The organism is Gordonia sp. QH-12, assembly GCF_001578675.1.
Taxonomy (GTDB): Bacteria; Actinomycetota; Actinomycetes; order Mycobacteriales; family Mycobacteriaceae; genus Gordonia; species Gordonia sihwensis.
Map to the genome: position 1 here is coordinate 21274 of NZ_KQ969301.1, position 20883 is coordinate 42156.

Sequence of the window (20883 nt, forward strand, 5' to 3'; positions counted from 1 at the left end):
GTCAGACGCCGATCAGTTTGCCGCCGAGGTACTCCACGACCTTGTCGAGCGCGACCCGCTCCTGGCTCATGCTGTCGCGCTCGCGGATGGTGACCGCCTGATCGTCGAGGGTGTCGAAATCGACCGTGACGCAGAACGGCGTGCCGATCTCGTCCTGGCGGCGGTAGCGCTTGCCGATACCCTGCGCGTCGTCGAACTCGATGTTCCAGTGCTTGCGCAGGTCCGCGGCGAGGTCGCGCGCCTTCGGGGACAGCTTCTCGTTGCGGGACAGCGGGAGCACCGCCGCCTTCACCGGCGCGAGCCGACGGTCGAGCTTGAGCATGGTTCGGGTGTCGGTGCCGCCCTTCGCGTTGGGCACCTCCTCCTCGGTGTAGGCATCGCACAGGAAGGCCATCATCGACCGGCCCAGTCCCGCCGCGGGCTCGATGACGTACGGGGTGTATCGCTCACCCGAGGCCTGGTCGAAGAACGACAGGTCCTCACCCGAAGCCTTGCTGTGGGTCGACAGATCGTAGTCCGTGCGGTTCGCGACGCCCTCGAGCTCACCCCACGGGTTGCCGCCGAAGCCGAACTTGTACTCGACGTCCACCGTGCTCTTGGAGTAGTGCGAGAGCTTCTCCTTGGGGTGCTCGTACAGCCGCAGGTTCTCGGGATCGATCCCGAGGTCGATGTACCAGTTGTGCCGCGCGTCGATCCAGTACTTGTGCCACTGCTCGTCCTCGCCGGGCTTGACGAAGAACTCCATCTCCATCTGCTCGAACTCGCGGGTGCGGAAGATGAAGTTGCCGGGCGTGATCTCGTTGCGGAAGCTCTTGCCGATCTGCGCGATGCCGAACGGGGGCTTGCGGCGCGCCGTGGTCATCACGTTCTTGAAGTTGATGAAGATGCCCTGCGCGGTCTCGGGACGGAGGTAGTGCAGCCCCTCCTGGTCGTCGACCGGCCCGAGGAAGGTCTTGAGCAGCCCGGAGAAGGCCTTGGGCTCGGTCCACTGCCCCTTCGCGCCGCACTCGGGGCACGCGATCTCCGACATCGGGACCGAGTCGGGATCGTCGATCCCCTTCTTGAGCGCGTACGCCTCCTGCAGGTGATCCTGGCGCTGACGCTTGTGGCAGTTGGTGCACTCCACCAGCGGATCGGTGAAGACCTCGACGTGCCCGGAGGCCTCCCACACCCGCCGCGGCAGGATCACCGACGAGTCCAGTCCGACGACGTCCTCGCGCGAGGTCACCATCGTCCGCCACCACTGCCTCTTGATGTTGTCCTTCAGCTCCACGCCGAGCGGACCGTAGTCCCATGCGGAGCGTGTTCCGCCGTAGATCTCACCGCAGGGATACACCAGACCCCGCCGCTTGGCGAGGTTGACGACGGCATCGACTTTGGACTGCACAGCCACGGTTTTCTGATCTCCACGACGTAGGGGGTCGGACTTCTGTCACGGTGCTCGACGGTGGTCGTGCACGTCGCAGTACAGCGTAGTCGGTGCCGGGACGAGTGCGCCGGTCACCCGCACGGGGAGGCTCGGCGCGGGACTGCGCCGGAACCACCGCGGTATCGCCGGGTCAGTCGCACTGGCCGGAATTGTCGTAGGTGCCGCGTACGTTCGCAGCACCCGATGAGGCGCAGCGCCTCATCGCCGACTACGAGGAGCAACCATGAAACTCACCAAGCGAAGCGCCGTCGCCGGAGCCGTCGTGGCCGCCGCGGCCACCGCCTGTGCGATCGCTGCCGGCCCGGCCGCCGCCGATTCGGCGGATCCGACCGTCGGCGACACCGTGAGGTACGTCTTCTTCAGCGACACGCAGGTGAATGAGTCGCTGGCCTGGTACGACGCCTACGACGACATGCAGACCATGTCGCGCCCGTCGCTCCCGACCCGATCCAAGGACCGGAAGACGTGGTCCGGGAGCATCACCGTCACGTCGCGGTCGACGTATCAGTTCACCGGCAGTTCTTTCCAGACCAGCGGCCACTACGCCGCCTGCCGCACCTATGTGAACGGGGTCCTCGTCTCCGAGGACAGCAGCACCGGCCGATACGCGATGGCCGTCTGCTGATCGTCAGCGATCCAGGGTCAGTTCGAGATAGGGGATCTGGTCGATCGGCAGACCGGTCGACTCCTCTATCACTCCCGCCAGTTCCGCGTACGCCTTCGGGTGCTCGCGGCGGTAGCGGTCCAGGACCGCGACCGACTCCTGCGGGGTGAGAACTCGCGCGGTCGCCGGTCGATCGCGGTCGAAACCGATCCAGACGCGGCACCGCGGATCGGCCTGAAGGTTGCGGAACCACTGGGAGCTACGACCGAAGCCCGACGCGATGATCACTCGGTTCCGGTCCGGCCGCTCCACTGTTTCCAGGGCGACGTATCGAGGCTCACCGGACTTGCGGCCCGTGTGCTGCAACAGCAGCAGCCGACCGCCGAAGAGGAACCCGAGTCCCGCGCGGAAGAGCGGTATCGGTGAACGCACGAACCACCGGGTCCGCAGCGCCCGCGCACCGATGCTGGTCATACCCAGGCACGCTACGCTGCGCCGGCCGAGGCCACAGGCAAATGAAAATCAGTTCCTTTAGGATGGAGGTGTTGAATCCCTTTCGAAGGAGCAGTCATGAGTCAGTCGGTGATGTCGCCGGCACTGACCGCCGACCGCCGGGCGCACGGCGCCGCCAGCGAGTTGCTGCGGGCGCTGGCCTCGCCCGCCCGGGTGTCGATCGTCATGACACTGCGCGACCGGCCGATGTGCGTCCACGAACTGGTCGACGCCCTCGCACTGAACCAGCCGCAGGTGAGCCAGCACCTCCGCGTCCTGAAGCAGTCGGGCGTGGTGGTCGGAAGCCGGCGCGGCCGGGAGGTCGAGTACTCGCTGGCCGACGATCACGTCGCACACATCGTGGTCGACGCAGTCCTGCACGCCGCTGAACATCGGACGGAGGCGCAGACATGAGCGACACGGCGAACAAGCCGGTCACCGGCCAGCGGTCCACCAAGCAGCGGGCGGCGATCGCCGATGTGCTGTCGGACACCGACGACTTCCTGTCGGCCCAGCAGCTCCACGACAAACTGCGTGAGCGGGGCGAGTCGATCGGACTGACCACGGTGTACCGCAACCTCCAGGCGCTCACCGCAGCCAGGCAGATCGACGCGATCTGGGACGGATCAGGCGAGACCCGCTATCGGCACTGCTCCACCGGACACCACCATCACCTGGTATGCCGCGAGTGCGGAACCACCGTGGAGATCAAAGCCGACAAGGTGGAGCGATGGGCCGACTCGGTGGCCTCGGAGAACGGCTTCGCCGACATCTCGCACACCGTCGAGATCTTCGGGACGTGCAGAGACTGCACACCAGCGTCAACCAACCGTTGACGAGAGCGCCTGCGTCAACTTAAGGTTGACTCATGGCTGAGAAGACCTCCCTGACTCCCACCGTCCGACTCGACGACCTGATCGACACGATCAAGAAGGTGCACGACGATCCGCTCGATCAACTGTCCGACGCGGTGCTGGCCGCCGACCACCTCGGCGAGGTGGCCGACCACCTGATCGGCCACTTCGTCGATCAGGCACGCCGCAGCGGTGCGTCCTGGACCCAGATCGGGACCAGCATGGGCGTCAGCAAACAGGCCGTGCAGAAGCGGTTCACACCGAAGGACCCGGGTACGGCGGCCGATCTGAACCCGGCTCAGGGGTTCAATCAGTTCACCCCTCGTGCGCGCAATGTCGCGGCCGCCGCACACAACGCCGCCGAAGCGGCGGGCAACAGCGAGGTATCCCCCGCGCATCTGCTGCTCGGGCTGCTCGACGACCGCGAGTCGCTGGCGGTGACGCTGCTGGCCGCGCTGCGCGTCGACGTCGACGCGCTGGCCGCCGGGGCGTCCGAGGCCCTGCCCGAACCGGGTGAGGCACCGGAGGTGATTCCGTACGACGCCGCCGCACGCAAGGTGCTGGAACTGACTTTCCGCCATGCGCTGCGTCTGGGGCACAACTACATCGGCACCGAGCACATCGTGCTCGCTCTGCTGGAGGTGGAGGACGGTCGCGGTCCGCTCAGCGACGCCGGTGTGACGCCCGAAGCCTTTGAAGAGCGGCTGACGGAGGCGCTCGCGCAGTTCACGTCGGCGACGCCGGACTGACGTCGCGGCCTCAGGCGCTCCCGAATCGTCGGTCGCGCTTGGCATACTCCAGGCAGGCGGCCCAGAGGTCCCGGCGGTCGAAGTCGGGAAACAACTTCTCCTGATAGACCATCTCGGCGTACGCGCTCTGCCACAGCAGGAAGTTCGACAGCCGCTGCTCCCCCGACGGACGAAGGAACAGGTCCACGTCGGGCATGTCGGGCTCGTCGAGGTACTTGGCGAAACTCGCCTCGGTGATCCGTTCGGGATCGATCTCCCCCCGCGCCGCCCGGCGGGCGATCTCTCTCGCCGCATCGGCGATCTCGGCCCGGCCGCCGTAATTGACGCACATGGTCAAGGTCATGACGGTGTTGTTCCGGGTGAGTTCCTCGGCGACCTCGAGTTCTTTGATCACGCTGCGCCACAGCTTCGGCCGTCGCCCGGCCCACCGCACGCGGACGCCCATCTCGTTCATCTCGTCGCGGCGGCGCCGGATCACGTCGCGGTTGAAACCCATGAGGAACTTGACCTCTTCCGGGCTGCGCGACCAGTTCTCTGTGGAGAACGCGTAGGCGGACAGATGGGTGACGCCCAGCTCGATGCAGCCGCAGACACTGTCCATCAACACGGCCTCACCGCGCTTGTGCCCCTCGGTGCGCGGCAGGCCGCGTTCCTTGGCCCACCGGCCGTTGCCGTCCATCACCAGCGCGATGTGTCTCGGTATCAGCTCGGCGGGGATCTCCGGCGGTGTGGCTCCGGACGGATGCGGATCGGGCGGGCGCACCTCGACGGGTGCGGACGCCTGGGCGCGGCGGGTGAGACGAGCCATCAGCTCCGGCCTTTCATGCGGTTTCGGTGACTGCGACGCCGGCGCCCGGGACGTCGGTCCGGGCGGCGCCTTCGCTCGCGGGTCGCTCGATCAGACTATGCGGCGCCTGCCGTTCGATGAGCGGCAAGGTGCGCAGTTGCCGTTCCAGATGCCACTGCAGATGCGCGGCGGTGAGACCGGTCGCCTGACGGCGCTGCGACGGCGTCGCGAGCAGGACGTGATCCCACTCTCCGCGCGCCAGCGCCTCCATCAGATCGAGCACCCCGACCGACGGGGTGGCCGCACCGGCCGGGCGGCAATGCACGCACACCGCGCCACCGGCCGCGACGTGGAACGCGCGGTGCGGTCCCGGTGAAGCGCACCGCGCACACACCGACAGCGCGGGCATCCAGCCGGCCGACGACATCGCACGCAGGAGGAAGGCGTCCAGAATGAGCTGACGGTCTCGGCGGTCCTCGGCGAGCGCTTCGAGGGCGCCGACGGTGAGCCGGTGCAGATGCTGTGCCGGCGCCCGCTCCTCACCGGCCAGACGCTCGGCGGTCTCCAGTACCGCGCACGCGGTGGTGTACCGGCCGTAATCGGCGACGATGAGATCGCTGAAAGCGTTCAGGCTGTGCACCTGGGTGATGACGTCGAGATTGCGACCGGGATAGAAATGGACGTCGACGTGTGCGAACGGCTCGAGCCGCGCACCGAATTTCGAGCGCGTGCGCCGCACGCCCTTCGCGACCGCGCGCACCAGACCATGCTCGGCGGTGAGAAAGGTGATGATGCGATCGGCTTCGCCCAGCTTGTGCTGGCGCAGCACGACGGCCTCATCCTGGTAGAACCTCACCCGACCATTGTGTCACCGGGCACCGACGAATTCGCGCAGCGCCGCGGCGACCTGCTCCGGCTGGTCCTCGGGCAGCAGAGTCCAGGAGTCGGCGATCTCCACCAGCCGCGCATCGGGGAACTCGTCGACCATCCGGCGGGCGTGCTCCACCGGCATCATCCGATCTTCGGTGGCCCAGAGCAGCAGCACGGGTCGATCGAAGGACACCACCTTGCGGTGCCAGTCGAGCAGTACTTGCTTGGGCGGTGTACCCGTGACGAACTTGCGCAGGTCACGGCGGACGCCGGGATCGGCCAGCGCATGGCCGAACCAGTCGTCCATCACCGCGTCGGGTATCCGGTTCTTGGCCAGCCCGCCGTAGCCCGCCCGCCCGTGCCGGAACACCGACAACTGAGTCAGTCGGGTCAGCAACCACGTCCCGCCGGGCACGCGGCACAGCTGGGCGGCCGGCCGGGCCGGCCGCGGCGGAAAGTTGTCGTACGCCTCGCACGAGGCGAGGACCAGCCGCGCCAGCCGTTCGTCGCGGCCCTCCGAGATGATGAACTGCCCACCGCCCCAGTCGTTCAGCACGAGGGTGACCGCGCGCAGATCGAGTGCTTCGAGGAAATCGGCGATGATGTTCGCCTGCCCCGACTGCGTCAGATCGGCGGAAGCGTTCATCGGCTGCCGCTGGGCGCCGAGCGGCCACGTCGGCGCGATGCACCGGAAGTCGTCGAGAAGGGGGATCACCCGGCGCCACTGAGTCCGGTTCATCAGGAGCCCGTGGCCGAAGAGCAGCACCGGCCCGTCACCTCCGGTGTCGAGGTAGTCGATGGGTCCGGCAGGCAGATCGATGCTCCCCATTCCTCGACGGTCCCGCAGCCCGCGCGGGATGTCAACGGCTCAGCCGCCAGCGGCGCCGGGATTCGGCGTCTACTCTCGGAACCGACCCGGCGAGAAGGAGACTCATGACCGCACTGCTGGCACTCGGACTCGCCACCCGCACCATCTTCCGCGTCGACGTCGCCGACGGCCGGACGAGCGTCGTCCACAAGGACACCGCGTACTCACCGGACGGCGTGGTCGTCGTCGGCGACACCGTCTACTGGACGACGATGGGCCGTCCCGAACGGATCCCCGGCGTCGACGGCGAGGCGGCGTTCGACTACACGGCACCGACCGGCGGCCTCCACGCCATGCGCCTCGACGGGACCGACCGACGCGACCTGCTGCCGCCCGGAGCGCTGACCACCGGGAAACAACTCGCGACCGACGGCCGCGAGCGGCTGTACTGGGGTGATCGGGAGGGGCTGCGCGTGTCCTCGTGCAGACTCGACGGCTCCGACCGGATCGACCTGGTGGTCAACGCGCAGACCGGGGACGGCACCGCCGAATGCGTCGGCGTCGCCGTCGACCGCGATCACCTGTACTGGACCCAGAAGGGGCCGTCGAAAGGCGGTCTCGGCCGGATCTTCCGGGCCGGACTGTCCGTTCCCGAGGGCGAGTCCGCCGACCGTCGCTCCGATGTCGAGACGCTGTGGAGCGGACTCCCCGAGCCCATCGATCTCGAGGTGGTCGACGGTGTCCTGTACTGGACCGACCGCGGCGCCGAACCCGACGGCAACACGCTCAACCGGGCGCCGCTGCCCGGTCCCGGCGAGCCCGGAACGCCTCCGGAGATCCTGGCCCGCGGACTGCACGAGGCGGTCGGCATCGCCGTCGACACGCGGGCCGGCCTGGCGTACGTGTCCGATCTGGGCGGCACCATCCTGGCCGTCGCCCTGGACGGCACGGGCGATCGCGTCGTGGCCGACATGGGGCAGATGATCACGGGTCTGGCACTGGTGCGGTGAGCCGGGCCGACTCGCGATCAACCGCCCGTGCGCTGCTCAGAAGCCGAGGCGTCCGAGCTGCTTCGGGTCGCGCTGCCAGTCCTTCGCGACCTTGACGTGCAGGTCGAGATAGATGCGGGTGCCGAGGAGCCGCTCGATCTGGGCGCGCGCGGTGATGCCGACCTCCTTCAGTCGGGACCCCTTGTGGCCGATCACGATCCCCTTCTGGGAATCGCGTTCGACGTAGAGGATGGCGTGCACGTCGACGACCTCGGAGTCCTCGCGGGGAATCACCTCTTCGATGACCACCGCCAGCGAATGCGGAAGCTCGTCCCGGACTCCTTCCAGCGCGGCCTCGCGGATGAACTCCGCCATCAGCACCTGCTCCGGTTCGTCGGTGAGCTCGCCGTCCGGGTAGAACGCCGGGCCCTCCTCGCAGAGCGAGACGAGGACGTCGCCCAGCACGTCGAGTTGCTTGCCCGACTTCGCCGAGCACGGCACCACCTCGGCGTCGGGGCCCATCAGCTTCGACAGCTCCATCAACTGCATGGCCACCTTCTCGGGCCCCACGCGGTCGATCTTGGTCACGATGCCGACCTTGCGCGTACGCGGCGAGGTCGCCTTGATCTCGTCGATGATGCGCCGGTCGCCGGGTCCGATCGCCTCGTCGGCGGGGATGCACACGCAGATGATGTCGACGTCGGCGTAGGTCTCCCGGACGAGGTCGTTGAGCCGCTGGCCGAGCAGGGTGCGAGGACGGTGCAGGCCGGGGGTGTCGACCAGGATCAGCTGCGCATCGGGCCGGTTCACGATGCCGCGGATGGTGTGCCGCGTGGTCTGCGGACGATTGGAGGTGATCGCCACCTTGTCACCGACGAGCGCGTTGGTGAGCGTCGACTTGCCGGTGTTCGGCCTTCCGACGAAACACACGAAGCCGGATCGGAATTCGGTCACTGTCAGTTCTCCTTCAGGTCGTTCGTCTCGCCGGACCCCTCGCTCGCCGGGACGGCGGGAGCTGACTTCTTGGACCGCCGTACGACGACGGAGGTGATGCGCTGGCGGCCGAGCCGGTTGGGACCGCCTTCGGCGATCATCCGCAGTCCGTCGACCTTCACCTTGGCGCCGGGCAGCGGCACCCGGCCCAGGCGCAGGGCCAGCAGCCCGCCCACGGTGTCGACGTCGTCGAGATCGAGGTCGATCTCGGTGCCGAACAGTTCTTCGAGATCCTCCACCGGCAGCCGCGAGGACACTCGGTACACGTCGTCGCCCAGCTTCTCGATGGGGGCGACCTCGTCCGTGTCGTACTCGTCGGTGATCTCGCCGACGATCTCCTCCAGGACGTCCTCGATCGTGACGAGCCCGGCGATGCCGCCGTACTCGTCCACCAGCAGCGCCATGTGATTACGGTTGGCCTGCATGTCCGAGAGGACGTCGTCGAGCGGTTTGGAGTCCGGCACGAACTCGGCGTCGCGCATCACCTCCTCGACGGAGACTCCGCGCGCCGCGCTCGACAGCTGCGGCAGCAGGCGTTCTACGACGTCCTTGAGATACACCACGCCGAGGACGTCGTCGGGGTTCTCACCGATCACCGGGATCCGCGAGTGGCCCGACCGGACCGCGAGACTCATCGCCTGAGCCGCCGACTTGTCGTGCTCGATCCACACCATCTCGGGCCGGGGGACCATCACCTCGCGGGCGTCGGTGTCGCCGAACTCGAACACGGACTGGATCATGCGTCGCTCGTCGGCGTCGACCACGCCCCGCTGCTGAGCCATGTCGACCACCTCGCGCACCTCGACCTCCGTCGCGAACGGCCCGTTCCGGTAGCCCTTGCCGGGGGTCAGCGCGTTGCCCATGAGGATCAGCAGCCGCGTCACCGGACGCAGCAGGACTCCGACCGCCGTCAGGATCGGTCCGGCGACGAGCGAGATGGAGTACGCGTTCTGACGGCCCAGGGTGCGGGGGCCCACGCCCACGGCCACGTACGAGACGACGGTCATCGCGGCGACGGTGACGGCGATGCCCCATCCGGTGCCGAGCGCGTCGACCGCGACCACCGCGACCATCGTCGTCGCGGCCACCTCGCAGAGAACGCGCAGCAGAACCGCGAGTCCCACGTAGGTGCCGCGCTGTTCCACCACGGTGTGCAGGCGCCGGGCCCCCGCCCGACCCTCTTTCACGAGGTCGTCGACGCGTGCGACCGAGACGGTCGCCAGCGCGGCGTCGGTGGCGGCGAAGCCGCCCGCGAGCACGGTCAGCAGCGCGGCAACGCACAGAAACACGATGTCGCTGAGCAGAGGAGACACCCGTCAGCGCCCTTCCGGGCCGGCGAATCCGATGTCGTTGAGCAGCCGGGCGTCGCGCTGCGCCTGCTGAAGCAGCCGCGCGCGGTCGTCGCGGGCCGAGTACCAATCGGTGATGATCTGGCCCTGCAGCCCGAACATCTCGCGCTCCTCGTCCGGCTCGGCGTGGTCGAATCCGAGCAGGTGCAGCACGCCGTGAACGGTGAGTACGGCGAGTTCGTGCTCGAAGCTGTGGTGCTGCGACTTGGCCTGCTCGGCGGCGAACTCCGGACACAGCACGATGTCGCCGAGCATCGCCGGGCCGGGCTCGTCCGCGTCGGGGCGCCCGCCGGGCGTCAGCTCATCCATCGGGAAGCTCATCACGTCGGTGGGCCCCGGCAGATCCATCCACTGCATGTGCAGTTCGGCCATCGAATCGGAGTCGATCAGCTGAATCGACAGTTCAGCACCCGGATGCACCTCCATCCGGCGCATCGCGAACCGTGCCGCCTCGATGATCAGCTGCTCGGGTACGTCGACGCCCGACTCATTGAACAGTTCGACGCTCACCGGCGACGCCCTCCGCTCGTGTGGCGCAGCCCTTCGCGTCGAGCCGCGCGATTGCCCTCGTGAGCCTCGGCCCTGCCGTACGCGTCGACGATGTCGGCCACCAACCGGTGCCGCACCACGTCCGCGCTGGTCAGGTTCGCGAAATGGATGTCGTCGATCCCGTCGAGGATGCGGGCCGCAGCGCGCAGGCCCGACTGGGCCCCGCCCGGGAGGTCGATCTGCGTCGTATCGCCGGTGACGACGATCTTGGCGCCGAAGCCCAGGCGGGTGAGGAACATCTTCATCTGCTCGCCCGTGGTGTTCTGAGCCTCGTCGAGAATGATGAAGGCGTCGTTGATCGTCCGGCCGCGCATGTAGGCCAGCGGCGCCACCTCGATGACGCCGGCCTCCATCAGCTTGGGGATGGCCTCCGGATCCATCATGTCGTGAAGCGCGTCGTAGAGCGGGCGCAGGTACGGGTCGATCTTCTGATGGAGCGTGCCGGGCAGGAAGCCGAGCCGTTCTCCCGCCTCCACCGCGGGACGGGTCAGGATGATGCGACTGACCTGCTTGGTCTGCAGTGCCTGCACCGCCTTGGCCATCGCGAGGTAGGTCTTGCCCGTGCCCGCGGGTCCGATTCCGAAGACGATCGTGTTCTCGTCGATCGCGTCGACGTACCGCTTCTGATTGAGCGTCTTGGGGCGGATCACCTTGCCGCGCCGCGAGATGATGTCGAGGCTCAGCACATCGGCGGGGGTCTCCGAATCGCTCGTGGCCAGGATAGACAGGCTCTGACGCACCAGGTCGGGGGTGAGTGTGGTCCCTCCGCGCACCACGCGGACCAGTTCGGCGATCACCCGTTCGGACGCGGCCACGTCGGCGGGTACGCCGGTGAGCGTGATCAGATTGCCGCGGACGTGGATGTCGGCGGGCAGCTGCACCTCCAGGGTGCGGAGGTTGACGTCGGCCGCGCCGAGCAGCCCCACCGCCAGGTCCTGGGGAACCTCGATATTCGAACTGGTCACCGCCGCGGCCGTCGGGTCGTCGCGGTTGTCGTCAGTCACTGAGTTTCGTCTCCCCGGGGTCGGTCGGCGGGCGGTCGCACGCTTGTGTGGATTCGCTCAAGTCTATCGCCGGTGATCGCCGGGTGCGAGCGAGTACGCCCGCGGCCGCCGTCGCCGGTCAGATGCCGAGCACCCGCAGGGTCTGCCTGTGCGCCGCGCTGCGCGGATCGACGAAGGCGTCGTGCCCCTCCCCCGGCACCTCGTAGAGCACCGCCCGCTGACCGCGCGCGGCGGCCCCCTCCACGTAGCGGCGGCTCAGCTCGATCGGCACCGAGGCGTCGTCGGCCGTGTGCACGGCGGCCACCAGCGCGTCGAAGGGCGGCTGGCAGGCGGGCGACGCCGCCGCGTAGCGGTCCGGCGCCTCCTCGAACGAGACGCCCATCAACCGACGGACCGACGTGCGGTCGGAGGCGCCGCCGGTGAAGTCGAGGACCGCGGACTGCGGAACCACCGTCGCGATGCGGAAGCCGCCCGCCCTCGCGTCGGTCTGCGCGACCGCCCAGACCGCGAGTTGTCCGCCCGCCGAGTGTCCGACGACGGCGACGTTCTTGCGATCGACCTTGACGCCGTCGATCGCCAGTTGTTCGGCGACCGGACCCTCGAGGGCACGGATCGCCGCGACCACATCGCGCCCGGTACCCGGCCAGCCGCCGCCGGTCTCTTCCACCCTGCGGTACTCGATGTTCCAGACCGCCGCCCCGCGCTGCGCCAGGTCGCGGGCGACCGGTGTGTTGATCACCAGCGAGTACTCGGTGGACCAGTATCCGCCGTGCACCAGGACGACGAGCGGCGCGCACTCGGCCGGCCCCCGTTCCGGAAGATACAGGTGGCCGAACTGGCTTGGCTGATCGCCATAGTGAATCTTCTTGCGACGCAACAGATGTCCTTTATCGAGTCCAGCGGTCGGTGACCGCGCCGAGGGCGCCGAGCGCCACCGCTCCGGCGGCGACGGTACGCAGCACCTCCGGACCCAGCACCACCGGCACCGCACCCAGGGCGGTGAGGTCGGCGATCTCCGCCTCCGCCAGTCCGCCTTCGGGCCCCACCACGAGAAGCACCTCGGGCACCTCGGCGAAATCCAGCGAACGGAACGCGACCGCGCCGGCCTCATGAAGCAGCGCGACGATCCCGCCGTCGGCGGCCACCCGTGCCGCCAGCTCGCGCACGTCGGTGGTGCCGGCCAGATCGGCGACCTCGGGGATCCACGCCCGGCGCGCCTGCTTGGCCGCGGTGGCCGCGGTGGCACGCCACTTCTCCACACCCTTGACGGCCTTCACGCCGCTCCAGCGGGCGATGGTGCGCGCCGACTGCCACGGCACGATCGCGTCGACCCCGGCCTCAGTCATCAGGTCGACGGCGAGATCGCTGCGTTCAGCCTTCGGCAGCGCCTGCACGACCGTCACCAGCGGCTTGGGACGGGGGTGGACCTGTACCCGGCCGACGCGGACGGTGAGCCGGTCCTTTCCGCCGACCTCGATCACCTCGCACTCGGCGGTGGTTCCGCGTCCGTCGCCGAGGGTCACCGTCTCACCGGCACCGATCCGCGTGACGGTCACCGCATGTCTGCCCTCCGGGCCGGACAGCACCGTGGTGTCGCCGGCGCGCGGCACCTCGTCGACCCAGAAGAGCGGCGGCGTCATCGGCCGGCGAAGGCGTTACGCAGCTTGGAGAAGAGTCCGCCGTTGGCGGCGGCCTTGGAGGTGGCGGTCACAAGTTCCACTTCCTCGCCGGAGACCTCGCGGAGTTCGCGGAGCAGGTCGCTCTGGCGTCCGTCGATCCGCTTCGGCACCACCACGTCCAGATGTGCGTGCAGGTCGCCGCGCACACCTGAGTTCAGATGCGGCAGACCCTGGCCGCGCACCCGGACGACGGTGCCGGGCTGGGTGCCGGGTTCGACGGTGAGGGTCGCGGAGCCGCCGAGCACGGTGTCGACGGTGAGTTCGGTGCCCAGCGCCGCGTCGACCATCGGCACCCGGACGGTGCAGTGCAGATCGTCGCCGTCACGGACGAAGACGTCGTCGGCCTGCTCGGAGACCTCCACGTAGAGATCGCCCGCCGGGCCTCCGCCGGGTCCCACCTCGCCCTGCCCGGCCAGTCGCACGCGCATCCCGTCCTGGACGCCGGCCGGGATCTTCACGGTCATCGTGCGGCGCGAACGGACGCGGCCGTCGCCGCCGCACTTGAGGCACGGATCGGGGATGGTCTCTCCGACGCCGTGGCACTCCGGGCATTCGCGCACCGTCATCACCTGGCCGAGGAAGGACCGCTGCACGGCCTGGATCTCACCGGCGCCCTTGCACGTCGCGCAGGTCACCGGCTTCGAATCGTCGCGGGTGCCCGATCCCTTGCACGTATCGCACAGGACCGCGGTGTCGACCGTGATCTCCTTGCGTGCGCCCGCCGCGATCTCCTCCAGGGTCAGACTGACGCCCACCAGTGCGGGTTCACCGGGGCGCACCCGTCCCCGGGGACCGCGGCCGCCCCCGAAGCCGCCAGTGGCCCCACCGAAGAAAGTCTGGAAGATGTCGCCGAGCCCGCCCGCACCGAACGGATCGCCTCCGAAGCCGCCGCTCGGGCCCGCCAGGGGGTCGCCGCCCGCGTCGACGATGCGCCGGCGCTCGGGATCGGAGAGCACCTCGTAGGCGGTCGTGACCTCTTTGAACTTATCCTCGGCGTCGGGGTTGACATCGGGGTGCAGTTCGCGAGCCAGCTTGCGGTACGCACGCTTGATCTCCTGGTCCGACGCGCCTGCAGACACGCCCAGAATTCCGTAGTAGTCACGAGCCACGGTGAATTAGGTCCTTCGCAATCAAGACATCAACTAACGGTCGGCGAGGACTTCGCCGACGTATTTCGCAACCGCCGCCACCGATGCGATTGTTCCCGGATAGTCCATTCGGGTGGGTCCAACCACACCGACACTGCCGAAGACGGTGCCCGAAGCACCGTACCCGGTCGAGACCACCGAGGTGCTCCGGAGGTTCTCGGTGTTGGTCTCCTCGCCGATCTGGACGGTGACCTTTCCGGTTCGCTGCGTGTGCGCGAGCAGCTTGAGGACCACCACCTGCTCTTCGAGCGCGTCGAGCACGATGTCCATGCCGCCCATGTTCGAGGAGAAGTCGGCCGCCGACCGCGCCAGGTTCGACGTGCCGCCGAGGACGAGCCGGTCGTCTCCGCGTTCCACGAGGGTCTCGACCAACACGGTGGCGATGGTGATGACCGCCTCGCGCAGGTCCGCGGGCGCGGTGGTCGCCAGTTCGGCGACCGCCACCGAGGCGTCTTCGAGCCGCTTGCCGTCCAGGGCAGTGGAGAACATGTCGCGCACCCGCACCAGGTTGTCCTCGTCGATCTCCTCGGAGAGGGTCACCATCCGCTGCTCCACCCGGCCGGTGTCGGTGATGACCACCAGCAGCAATCGGGTGGGCGAGAGTGAGACCACTTCGAGGTGCCGCACGCGGGCGGTGGAGAGCACCGGGTACTGGATCACGGCGACCTGGCGAGTGAGTTGCGCGAGCAGGCGGACCGAGCGGCGCAGTACGTCGTCGAGGTCGACCCCGTTGTCGAGCACCGACAGGATCGCGCGGCGTTCGGCGGCCGACAGCGGTTTGATCTCGCTGATGCGGTCGACGAACATCCGGTAGCCCTTGTCGGTCGGGATCCGACCCGAGCTGGTGTGCGGCTGGGCGATGTACCCCTCGGCTTCGAGCGCCGCCATATCGTTGCGGACGGTGGCGCTCGAGACGCCCAGGTGGTGGCGCTCCACGAGCGCTTTCGACCCGATCGGCTCCTGCGTGGAGACGTAGTCGGTGACGATCGCACGCAAGATCTCGAAACGCCGGTCATCCGTCGACGACGACAAGTCCGTACCTCCCGATGCCACGACTTTGCCTACAGTGGATACGACCATTCTACGTAACCGACGGAAAGACCAGGACCGCGATGATCTTCAAGGGCGTGCGCGAGGGCAGACCCTACGTCGATCACGGTCTCACCGCGCGCGAGTGGGCGCAGATCCCGCCGCGCCAGTTCCGGCTCGATCAGCTCACCACCGTCACCACCGTCCTCGCACTCGACAAGCTGCTGTCGGAGGATTCGACTTTCTACGGCGACCTGTTCGCCCACGTGGTGCTGTTCGAAGGAAACCTGTATCTCGAGGACGGGCTGCACCGGGCCGTGCGCTCGGCGTTGCGGAACCGCACGATCATCCACGCCCGGATGCTCGATCTGGACGAGCGCATCGCCGCGGGCCGCGTCGCACCCGAGTCCGGCGAGCTGGAGATCACTGCGCCGATCGCCCCGGTCACCGGCAGGCGCCGCCGCTCGGTAGGCGCGCATCGGCTGCCCGACTGATCCGGCCGACGCGCCGGCGACCGGATCGATCAACGCGCGAGCGGGTTCAATGCCATCGGAACGCGCGCGCCGGCGCGCCACAGCACTGCCGCGCTCGAGTGCGGTCGCAGTCTCGCCTCGGTTCTCATCGCAGTCGTGAACACCTCGCCGAACCCGGCGCACGGATGCGCGCTCTCGGTGGCCGTGACGAGCCCTCCGTCGACCTCCCTCAGCCGGTATCCGACGACGTCGAGTTCGACCGCCGAGTGCAGGCATCGCGCGACCGGCTCCGCCGGAACGGCCGGGTGGAAGTGTCCGGCGATCGCCGCGCGCACCACCTCGGCCTGCGCCTGGCCTCGGTGTGCCGCGACGAGTCGGGCCGCATGATCGGCGCCGAGCGCGGCGAAACAGCCGTAGTCGGGGTGATCGGGCGCACCGAGCGCCAGATCGTGCAGCATCGTCGCCGCCCACAACTGCTCGGCATCGACGTCCAGGCCGTCGACCTCGGCGAACGCGATCGCCCACTGGCAGCATCGGAGGCTGTGCTGATGCACCGGGCCGGAGAGTTCGTCGGCTGCACGCTCAGCCACCTCGCGAGCGAACCGGGAGTCAGGCGGCGGGGTCAGGTGTTCGCCCGCCCTCATCGCGCGCCGATCCGGTGCGCGCCGTCGACGCGGTCGGCCAGCTCACCGCGGATCGACGCGAGCAAGTCGTCGAACTCGGCCGAGTCGGTGAACCCCTGTGCACGCAGGGAGATCATGCCGTTCGCCGTACCCCAGAGCCGCAGCGCCTCGAGTCTCGCCGCGCGGGGCGGCAGGGCCGACGCTCCGACCACCTGCTCGACGAGCCCGCCGAGCAGCCCGCGGATCATCGCCCGCGCCTGGTCGACGAGCTCGGAATCGTCCGGACCGACGTCGACCAGTCCCAGCGCCCGGAAGGCCAGCGGGTTGTCGGCGTGGAAGAGCAGGTACTCGTCGAAGACGGCGAGTTCCACGGCCTCTTCCGCGGAAGCGATCGCCGCCTCCATCCGCTCGACGTGGTCGCGGGCGATTCGGCATGCCAGCGCCACGTACACGTCGGCTTTGCCGCCCGGGAAGTTCGAGTAGATAGAACTCAGCGCCACGTCGGCCGCGTGGGCGAGCTGGTCGACGGACGTGCGGCGGAACCCCTGGTCGGCGAAGAGTTCTGCGGCTGCGTCGAGCACCGCGTCATGTGTTCGGCGGCGTCGCTTGTCGGACGGCGGGGTCAAGGGAACTGTCATATCAATAACGTAGTAACACTACGATTTCGTAGTCAAATTATGGTTTCATAGTATTACTACGAAAAGGAGCATTCAGATGACGACCACCGCCGACCGACAGCCGGCCACCGGCTCGGACGCCATGCGCGCGTTCTTCCCCACATCACCGTTCATCGACACACTCGGCGTCGAGTTGATCGACATCGGCGAGGGCACCGCACACCTGCGCCTCCCGTTCGCCGAGTCCAACACCACGGTCGGGCCGATGGTCCACGGCGGAGCCATCGGAGCATGCGTGGATCTGGGCATCATGGCGGCCGCATGGGCGGGTGACGACCCGGTACCCGAGAAGCTGCGCGGGGTCACCGTCAGCATGTCCGTCAGCTTCATCGCACCCGCCATGAACGACGACATCGAGATCGTCGCGACCCGGCTTCGCAAGGGCCGGAGACTCAACCATTGCGCGGTCGAGATCCGGACCCGGGCCGACGACGGACTCGTCGCGACGGGCAGCGGGGTCTACCAGACGGGATGACCGCCCTTCTCAGCCGCGACCGCACGGCCGAGGTCCGCTACTGCGCGACGAGGATGTCGCGGACCACGCCGTCGGCGAGCAGGCGTCCGCGATCGGTCAGCACATAGGCGCCCGCGACCGTCCGCAGCAGCCCCTGGGCCACCGCGGCGTCGGCTCGAATCCGTTCCGCGCCCGAGAGCACGTTCACGTCGAGCCCCTGGTGCATGCGCAGACGCAGCATCACCGCCTCGGTGTGCCGGTCGTCCGCGGTGAGGATCTCGTGGCCGCCGATCGGGAGCGAGCCGGAGGCCAGCGACGCCGAATAGGTGGCCGGATGCTTCTGATTCCACCAGCGCACCCCGTCCACATGCGAGTGCGCACCCGGGCCGATCCCCCACCAGTCGTCGCTGCGCCAATACGCCTCGTTGTGGCGGCACACCGAATCCGGGTCGGGCGACGCATCCGGGCGAGCGCGCGCCCAGTTCGACACCTCGTACCAGGCCATTCCCGCGGCGCGCAGACGCGAGTCGATCATCTCGTAGCGCGCCGCGAGCACATCGTCGTCGGGCATGGGGATCTCCCCGCGGCGCACCTTGCGGGCGAACCGCGTTCCGTCCTCCACGATCAGCGCGTAGGCCGAGACGTGGTCGACGGGGACCGACAGGACGGCGTCGAGCGAGGCGTCGAGATCCTCGTCGCGCTCACCCGGTGTCCCGTAGATCAGATCCAGATTGAGGTGCTCGAAGCCCGCCGCCGCGGCCTCGCGCGCGGCGTCGAGGGCACGGCCGGGCGTGTGCGTGCGTTCGAGTACCGCGAGTACGTGCCGCGCGGCCGACTGCATCCCGAGCGAGACGCGGGTGAACCCCGCGGCCCGCAGCCCTTCGAAGAACTCCGGCGACGTCGACTCCGGATTCGACTCCGTCGTCACCTCGGCGCCGGGCGCGAGGACGAACGAGTCGCGCACGGCCCCCAGCAGGTCGGCGAGCCCGTCGGCGCCGAGCAGCGACGGGGTGCCGCCGCCGACGAACACGGTGCCGACGCGCCGGCCCGGGGCCAGGAGCGCGGCGGCCTGATCGAGTTCGGCGCGCACCCCCTCCATCCAGCTCTGCGGGGACGACGACGAACCGAGTTCACCGGCCGTATACGTGTTGAAATCGCAGTATCCGCAGCGCGTGGCGCAGAACGGCACATGGAGGTAGAGGCTCAGCGGCCGACTGGGGTCGGCGGTCGCCACTGTGGTGCGTGCCTGTGCGGAGAGCGCCTCCGGAGCACGTCGGTCAATCACCTATCCATCATGACTCACGCCGTGTCAAGGATATTAATCTCACGCTGAGGAAAAATAACCCCAAGTAGACTGACCTCGTCGGACGTGGCACTATGGCAGTCGTGACTTCCTCAGGAGTGTGGCTCGCCGAACGGCGGCACATCGATCTCAAGCGCGTCTGCAGCGCTTTCTGTCGGCACTAGCCGACGTCTCGGCCTTTCGAGAAGTCCCGACCCGCCAGCCCATCGCGGGTCTCTGAGGATGCCGATCTTCGTCACATTCTGATTTCAGCCCAATCGTCGTGCCGTGCTGTGCGCTGCACGCTCAGGAGAACTGATGACGCTCACGTCCCCCACCACCGCGGAGCCGACGGAGACGCCCACCGAGGCGCCCCGCAAGCGCGCGCGTCCCACCAAGCGCCGATCCGAAGGCCAGTGGGCCCTCGGCTATCGCACCCCGCTCAACGCGAACGAGCAGAGCAAGCGCGACGACAACCCGCTCAATGTGCGGCGTCGCATCATCGACAGCTACCAGTACGTCGGCTTCGACGGCATCGACAAGGCCGACCTGCGGGGCCGTTTCCGCTGGATGGGCCTCTACACCCAGCGGGCCGAAGGATTCGACGGAACGTACTCGGGCGAAGCCCACATCGACGAGATCGAGGCGCCGTACTTCATGATGCGGGTCCGCACCGACGGCGGACAGCTGAACCTGGCGCAGGTGCGCACGCTGGCGTCGATCTCTCGCGACTTCGCCCGCGGTACCGCCGACGTCACCGACCGCCAGAACCTGCAATACCACTGGATCGAGATCGAGAACGTCCCGGAGATCTGGCGCCGGCTCGAAGAGGTCGGCCTGGAGACCACCGAGGCCTGCGGCGACTGCCCGCGCGGCATGCTCGGCTCTCCCCTGGCAGGGCTCTCCACCGACGAGGTCCTCGACGCCAGTCCGGCCCTCGCCGAGATCAAGCGCCGCTACATCGGCAACCCCGAGTACTCGAACCTGCCGCGCAAGTTCAAGACCGCCGTCTCGGGTCTGCAGGACGTGGTGCACGAGATCAACGACGTCTCGTTCGTCGGCGTCGAGCACCCCGAACACGGCCCCGGACTGGACCTCTGGGTCGGCGGCGGGCTCTCGACCAACCCGATGCTGGCCAAGCGGCTCGGTGTCTGGGTGCCGCTCGACGAGGTCCCCGACGTCTGGGAGGGCGTAGTCGCGATCTTCCGCGACTACGGCTACCGGCGCCTGCGTTCCAAGGCCCGGCTGAAGTTCCTGATGAAGGACTGGGGGCCGGAGAAGTTCCGCCAGGTCCTCGAAGACGAGTACCTGCACCGCAAGCTCATCGACGGCCCGGCGCCGACTCCGCCGAAGCAGCCAATCGACCACGTCGGCGTCACCAAGCAGAAGAACGGCCTGTACGCGGTCGGGTTCTCCGCCGTCTCCGGCCGACTGTCGGACGACGTGCTGTACGCGATCGCCGATGCCGCGGAGAAGGCAGGCAGCGACAGCGTCCGCTTCACGCCGTACCAGAAGCTGGTCGTGGTGAACGTCCCCGAGGACCGGATCGCCCAACTCGACGCGGACCTGACCGCCGTCGGCCTGCAGTCGAAGCCGTCGGTGTGGCGCCGGAACCTGATCGCGTGCACCGGTCTGGAGTACTGCAAGCTCTCGTTCACCGAGACCCGCAGCCGGTCGCAGGCTCTGGTTCCGGAGTTGGAGAAGCGTCTGGCCGAACTCAACGAGCAGCTCGACGTGCCGATCACCATCAACTTCAACGGCTGCCCCAACTCCTGCGCCCGCGTGCAGGTCGCCGACATCGGCCTCAAGGGTCAGCTGATCGACGACGACGGCACCCCGGTGGAGGGCTTCCAGGTGCATCTCGGCGGAAGCCTGGGCTTCGACAGCGGCTTCGGCCGAAAGCTGCGCCAGCACAAGATCTACGCCAGTGAGGCCACCGAGTACATCGAACGTCTCGTCCGCAATTTCATCGCAGGCCGCAACCCCGGCGAACGCTTCGCCGAATGGGCGGTCCGCGCCGACGACGCCGAACTGCAGTGAG

At 68.4% G+C, this 20883-nt stretch carries 24 protein-coding genes; 8 read left to right on the top strand and 16 right to left on the bottom strand.

Annotated elements, in window-relative coordinates; genetic code table 11:
* Nucleotide 1: 1 nt before the first annotated feature.
* Nucleotides 2-1393: a glycine--tRNA ligase gene (locus Y710_RS15750; protein ID WP_006897656.1), complete on the bottom strand. Its 1392-nt coding sequence runs from the start codon at nucleotides 1391-1393 to the stop codon at nucleotides 2-4.
* Between the two features lie 259 nt (nucleotides 1394-1652).
* Here Y710_RS15750 and Y710_RS15755 point away from each other — a divergent pair, with 259 nt between their 5' ends.
* On the top strand, nucleotides 1653-2054 hold the full coding sequence (locus Y710_RS15755; RefSeq protein WP_045538848.1) for a hypothetical protein: 402 nt from the start codon (nucleotides 1653-1655) through the stop codon (nucleotides 2052-2054).
* A 3-nt stretch (nucleotides 2055-2057) separates the two neighbouring features.
* On the opposite strand, the gene Y710_RS15760 is transcribed toward Y710_RS15755, so the two are convergent.
* Nucleotides 2058-2507: a nitroreductase family deazaflavin-dependent oxidoreductase gene (locus tag Y710_RS15760; protein WP_045538845.1), complete on the bottom strand. Its 450-nt coding sequence runs from the start codon at nucleotides 2505-2507 to the stop codon at nucleotides 2058-2060.
* Nucleotides 2508-2603: 96 nt separating this feature from the next.
* Between Y710_RS15760 and Y710_RS15765 the strand changes: the two genes are divergently transcribed.
* From Y710_RS15765 to Y710_RS15775, 3 genes are read left to right on the top strand one after another with little or no spacing between them, the layout of a single operon-like run.
* The gene (locus Y710_RS15765) at nucleotides 2604-2939 is read left to right on the top strand and encodes an ArsR/SmtB family transcription factor (protein ID WP_006897653.1); all 336 of its coding nucleotides are present in this window, start codon (nucleotides 2604-2606) and stop codon (nucleotides 2937-2939) included.
* Nucleotides 2936-3361, top strand: a complete 426-nt coding sequence (locus Y710_RS15770) for a Fur family transcriptional regulator (RefSeq protein WP_062367873.1) — start codon at nucleotides 2936-2938, stop codon at nucleotides 3359-3361. The genes Y710_RS15765 and Y710_RS15770 overlap by 4 nt, the downstream gene beginning before the upstream one ends.
* A gap of 32 nt (nucleotides 3362-3393) precedes the next feature.
* Nucleotides 3394-4128 (top strand): Clp protease N-terminal domain-containing protein, encoded by a 735-nt coding sequence (locus tag Y710_RS15775; RefSeq protein WP_045538843.1) that lies wholly within the window; start codon nucleotides 3394-3396, stop codon nucleotides 4126-4128.
* A gap of 10 nt (nucleotides 4129-4138) precedes the next feature.
* On the opposite strand, the gene Y710_RS15780 is transcribed toward Y710_RS15775, so the two are convergent.
* Genes Y710_RS15780 through Y710_RS15790 form a run of 3 tightly spaced genes read right to left on the bottom strand, consistent with a single transcriptional unit; the run spans nucleotide 4139 to nucleotide 6614 of the window.
* The gene (locus tag Y710_RS15780) at nucleotides 4139-4936 is read right to left on the bottom strand and encodes an isoprenyl transferase (RefSeq protein WP_006897650.1); all 798 of its coding nucleotides are present in this window, start codon (nucleotides 4934-4936) and stop codon (nucleotides 4139-4141) included.
* Nucleotides 4937-4949: 13 nt separating this feature from the next.
* The gene (gene recO / locus Y710_RS15785) at nucleotides 4950-5771 is read right to left on the bottom strand and encodes a DNA repair protein RecO (protein ID WP_006897649.1); all 822 of its coding nucleotides are present in this window, start codon (nucleotides 5769-5771) and stop codon (nucleotides 4950-4952) included.
* A gap of 12 nt (nucleotides 5772-5783) precedes the next feature.
* On the bottom strand, nucleotides 5784-6614 hold the full coding sequence (locus tag Y710_RS15790; RefSeq protein WP_006897648.1) for an alpha/beta fold hydrolase: 831 nt from the start codon (nucleotides 6612-6614) through the stop codon (nucleotides 5784-5786).
* Nucleotides 6615-6718: 104 nt separating this feature from the next.
* On the opposite strand from Y710_RS15790, the gene Y710_RS15795 reads away from it, so the two are divergent.
* The gene (locus tag Y710_RS15795) at nucleotides 6719-7603 is read left to right on the top strand and encodes a hypothetical protein (protein WP_062367874.1); all 885 of its coding nucleotides are present in this window, start codon (nucleotides 6719-6721) and stop codon (nucleotides 7601-7603) included.
* Nucleotides 7604-7639: 36 nt separating this feature from the next.
* Here Y710_RS15795 and era read toward each other — a convergent pair whose 3' ends face one another.
* The 8 genes from era to hrcA form a co-directional block, all read right to left on the bottom strand.
* Entirely contained in the window at nucleotides 7640-8536 is an 897-nt protein-coding gene (gene era / locus Y710_RS15800; RefSeq protein ID WP_062367875.1) for a GTPase Era, read from the bottom strand.
* Between the two features lie 2 nt (nucleotides 8537-8538).
* The gene (locus Y710_RS15805; protein ID WP_039867904.1) at nucleotides 8539-9879 is read right to left on the bottom strand and encodes a hemolysin family protein; all 1341 of its coding nucleotides are present in this window, start codon (nucleotides 9877-9879) and stop codon (nucleotides 8539-8541) included.
* Nucleotides 9880-9891: 12 nt separating this feature from the next.
* Nucleotides 9892-10434, bottom strand: a complete 543-nt coding sequence (ybeY, locus tag Y710_RS15810; protein WP_006897644.1) for an rRNA maturation RNase YbeY — start codon at nucleotides 10432-10434, stop codon at nucleotides 9892-9894.
* Complete coding sequence (locus tag Y710_RS15815; RefSeq protein WP_006897643.1) at nucleotides 10431-11477, bottom strand: PhoH family protein; 1047 nt, start codon at nucleotides 11475-11477, stop codon at nucleotides 10431-10433. Before Y710_RS15815 ends, ybeY begins: the two co-directional genes overlap by 4 nt.
* A gap of 118 nt (nucleotides 11478-11595) precedes the next feature.
* The gene (locus tag Y710_RS15820) at nucleotides 11596-12354 is read right to left on the bottom strand and encodes an alpha/beta hydrolase family protein (RefSeq protein WP_062367876.1); all 759 of its coding nucleotides are present in this window, start codon (nucleotides 12352-12354) and stop codon (nucleotides 11596-11598) included.
* Nucleotides 12355-12364: 10 nt separating this feature from the next.
* Nucleotides 12365-13117: a 16S rRNA (uracil(1498)-N(3))-methyltransferase gene (locus tag Y710_RS15825; protein ID WP_045540252.1), complete on the bottom strand. Its 753-nt coding sequence runs from the start codon at nucleotides 13115-13117 to the stop codon at nucleotides 12365-12367.
* Complete coding sequence (gene dnaJ / locus Y710_RS15830; protein WP_006897640.1) at nucleotides 13114-14265, bottom strand: molecular chaperone DnaJ; 1152 nt, start codon at nucleotides 14263-14265, stop codon at nucleotides 13114-13116. The genes Y710_RS15825 and dnaJ overlap by 4 nt, the downstream gene beginning before the upstream one ends.
* A gap of 33 nt (nucleotides 14266-14298) precedes the next feature.
* Nucleotides 14299-15336, bottom strand: coding sequence for a heat-inducible transcriptional repressor HrcA (gene hrcA, locus Y710_RS15835; RefSeq protein WP_006897639.1), 1038 nt, complete (start codon nucleotides 15334-15336; stop codon nucleotides 14299-14301).
* Nucleotides 15337-15416: 80 nt separating this feature from the next.
* Here hrcA and Y710_RS15840 point away from each other — a divergent pair, with 80 nt between their 5' ends.
* Complete coding sequence (locus tag Y710_RS15840; RefSeq protein WP_006897638.1) at nucleotides 15417-15827, top strand: type II toxin-antitoxin system VapB family antitoxin; 411 nt, start codon at nucleotides 15417-15419, stop codon at nucleotides 15825-15827.
* 29 nt (nucleotides 15828-15856) lie between these two features.
* On the opposite strand, the gene Y710_RS15845 is transcribed toward Y710_RS15840, so the two are convergent.
* Together Y710_RS15845 and Y710_RS15850 are read right to left on the bottom strand one after the other, a co-directional pair.
* Nucleotides 15857-16396 (bottom strand): HD domain-containing protein, encoded by a 540-nt coding sequence (locus Y710_RS15845; protein ID WP_231875768.1) that lies wholly within the window; start codon nucleotides 16394-16396, stop codon nucleotides 15857-15859.
* A gap of 50 nt (nucleotides 16397-16446) precedes the next feature.
* Nucleotides 16447-17067 carry a TetR/AcrR family transcriptional regulator gene (locus tag Y710_RS15850; protein WP_062367878.1) on the bottom strand — a complete coding sequence of 207 codons (621 nt, stop codon included), beginning with the start codon at nucleotides 17065-17067 and terminating at the stop codon, nucleotides 16447-16449.
* Nucleotides 17068-17143: 76 nt separating this feature from the next.
* On the opposite strand from Y710_RS15850, the gene Y710_RS15855 reads away from it, so the two are divergent.
* Nucleotides 17144-17581: a PaaI family thioesterase gene (locus Y710_RS15855; RefSeq protein ID WP_006897635.1), complete on the top strand. Its 438-nt coding sequence runs from the start codon at nucleotides 17144-17146 to the stop codon at nucleotides 17579-17581.
* A gap of 37 nt (nucleotides 17582-17618) precedes the next feature.
* Here Y710_RS15855 and hemW read toward each other — a convergent pair whose 3' ends face one another.
* Nucleotides 17619-18794: a radical SAM family heme chaperone HemW gene (hemW, locus tag Y710_RS15860; RefSeq protein WP_051999681.1), complete on the bottom strand. Its 1176-nt coding sequence runs from the start codon at nucleotides 18792-18794 to the stop codon at nucleotides 17619-17621.
* A gap of 366 nt (nucleotides 18795-19160) precedes the next feature.
* Here hemW and Y710_RS15865 point away from each other — a divergent pair, with 366 nt between their 5' ends.
* On the top strand, nucleotides 19161-20882 hold the full coding sequence (locus Y710_RS15865; protein ID WP_045539104.1) for a nitrite/sulfite reductase: 1722 nt from the start codon (nucleotides 19161-19163) through the stop codon (nucleotides 20880-20882).
* Nucleotide 20883 lies beyond the last annotated feature (1 nt).

Bases quoted from the DNA above. Each gene is read 5' to 3' on its own strand.
- Y710_RS15790 (WP_006897648.1), bottom strand. From the start codon at position 6,614: ATGGGGAGCATCGATCTGCCTGCCGGACCCATCGACTACCTCGACACC.
- Y710_RS15855 (WP_006897635.1), top strand. From the start codon at position 17,144: ATGACGACCACCGCCGACCGACAGCCGGCCACCGGCTCGGACGCCATG.
- Y710_RS15760 (WP_045538845.1), bottom strand. From the start codon at position 2,507: ATGACCAGCATCGGTGCGCGGGCGCTGCGGACCCGGTGGTTCGTGCGT.
- Y710_RS15840 (WP_006897638.1), top strand. From the start codon at position 15,417: ATGATCTTCAAGGGCGTGCGCGAGGGCAGACCCTACGTCGATCACGGT.
- Y710_RS15850 (WP_062367878.1), bottom strand. From the start codon at position 17,067: ATGACAGTTCCCTTGACCCCGCCGTCCGACAAGCGACGCCGCCGAACA.
- Y710_RS15825 (WP_045540252.1), bottom strand. From the start codon at position 13,117: ATGACGCCGCCGCTCTTCTGGGTCGACGAGGTGCCGCGCGCCGGCGAC.
- Y710_RS15865 (WP_045539104.1), top strand. From the start codon at position 19,161: ATGACGCTCACGTCCCCCACCACCGCGGAGCCGACGGAGACGCCCACC.
- Y710_RS15765 (WP_006897653.1), top strand. From the start codon at position 2,604: ATGAGTCAGTCGGTGATGTCGCCGGCACTGACCGCCGACCGCCGGGCG.
- Y710_RS15770 (WP_062367873.1), top strand. From the start codon at position 2,936: ATGAGCGACACGGCGAACAAGCCGGTCACCGGCCAGCGGTCCACCAAG.
- Y710_RS15795 (WP_062367874.1), top strand. From the start codon at position 6,719: ATGACCGCACTGCTGGCACTCGGACTCGCCACCCGCACCATCTTCCGC.
- Y710_RS15780 (WP_006897650.1), bottom strand. From the start codon at position 4,936: ATGGCTCGTCTCACCCGCCGCGCCCAGGCGTCCGCACCCGTCGAGGTG.
- Y710_RS15775 (WP_045538843.1), top strand. From the start codon at position 3,394: ATGGCTGAGAAGACCTCCCTGACTCCCACCGTCCGACTCGACGACCTG.
- Y710_RS15755 (WP_045538848.1), top strand. From the start codon at position 1,653: ATGAAACTCACCAAGCGAAGCGCCGTCGCCGGAGCCGTCGTGGCCGCC.